The organism is Endozoicomonas sp. SESOKO2 (genome assembly GCF_024606245.1).
In the GTDB taxonomy this organism is placed as follows: domain Bacteria; phylum Pseudomonadota; class Gammaproteobacteria; order Pseudomonadales; family Endozoicomonadaceae; genus Endozoicomonas_A.
The window spans coordinates 1-1019 of sequence record NZ_JAHHPQ010000695.1; the positions used below are offsets into that span (position 1 = coordinate 1).

2 protein-coding genes are annotated in these 1019 nt (G+C 39.5%); both read left to right on the plus strand.

Translation table 11 applies throughout. The annotated features are described in order from the left end of the window. Positions 1–628, plus strand: a 628-nt coding sequence (locus KDK17_RS16870) for a response regulator transcription factor (RefSeq protein ID WP_257288609.1), incomplete at its 5' end; no start/stop codon positions are given. Further along, positions 616–1019: hypothetical protein (locus KDK17_RS16875; protein ID WP_257288610.1), on the plus strand; the 404-nt coding region annotated here is incomplete at its 3' end. The genes KDK17_RS16870 and KDK17_RS16875, both read left to right, overlap by 13 nt.

A 1019-nucleotide genomic window follows, 5' to 3' on the forward strand; every position in this document is an offset into this window, starting at 1 on the left:
ATCCATGATGGAAAAATGTTTAGGAGAAGAATTTTCCGTATATACGGCGGAAAATGCAAAAAAAGCGTTAGAACTATTAAACGTAATACCAGATATTATATTGTTGGATATCAATATGCCAGAAATGGATGGGCTGGAGTTGTGCCAGCTTATCCGAGGGCATATATCCTGCCCGATTATTTTTTTGACAGCACGGGTAACGGAACGGGATGTGATAAAAGGGCTGTCTGTCGGCGGGGATGATTATATTACGAAACCTTTTCGCATGGATGAATTATTGGCAAGAATTTCGGCGCACCTTCGGCGTGAAGAAAGAAAAGGCACGGCAGAAAATCTAAGGTTTGATGAGGAATTGATTATTGATTACAATAGCCGAACGGTATTTTATGGTAAGGAACAGATGGACTTCTCAAATAAAGAATTTGAGATTATCCGTTTTCTTTCCCAAAATGCAGGCATGGTTTTTGACAGGGAAACTATCTATGAAAAACTTTGGGGATATCATGGCGAGGGCGATAGCATTGTAGTAAAAGAACAAATACGAAAGATACGGAATAAGCTGTCAGTTCATACGGATAAAAACTATATTGAAACAGTATGGGGAGTTGGTTATAAATGGGCAAAATAAAAACAAAGTCGCTTAGGACATCTATGGCAGTTACTTTTTTAATTACGATATGTGTGATTGCCCTGTTATCGTCTGTCACTATCTTTGCGGCAAACCAAGTGCAGCATGAAATATTAAAGAAACGGTATATGACGATAAATTCCCCTGATTTTCAGATGGATGAGAACACAGGCAATTATATTTTGGATATTGATAACAACAATATCACATGGCAGCCTTTAAGCAGATGGGATACTGTCATCTATTATGGCTCTTATGCTGCTATGGTTGGTCTGCCTGTTTTTTATATTGCTGTCGGGATTGGAGCGGCTGCGGCGGTATATTACCGAAAGAAGCTTCGGGAGCCTATCGCACAGTTACAAAATGGCGTGGAAAGAATACAGGAGGATAA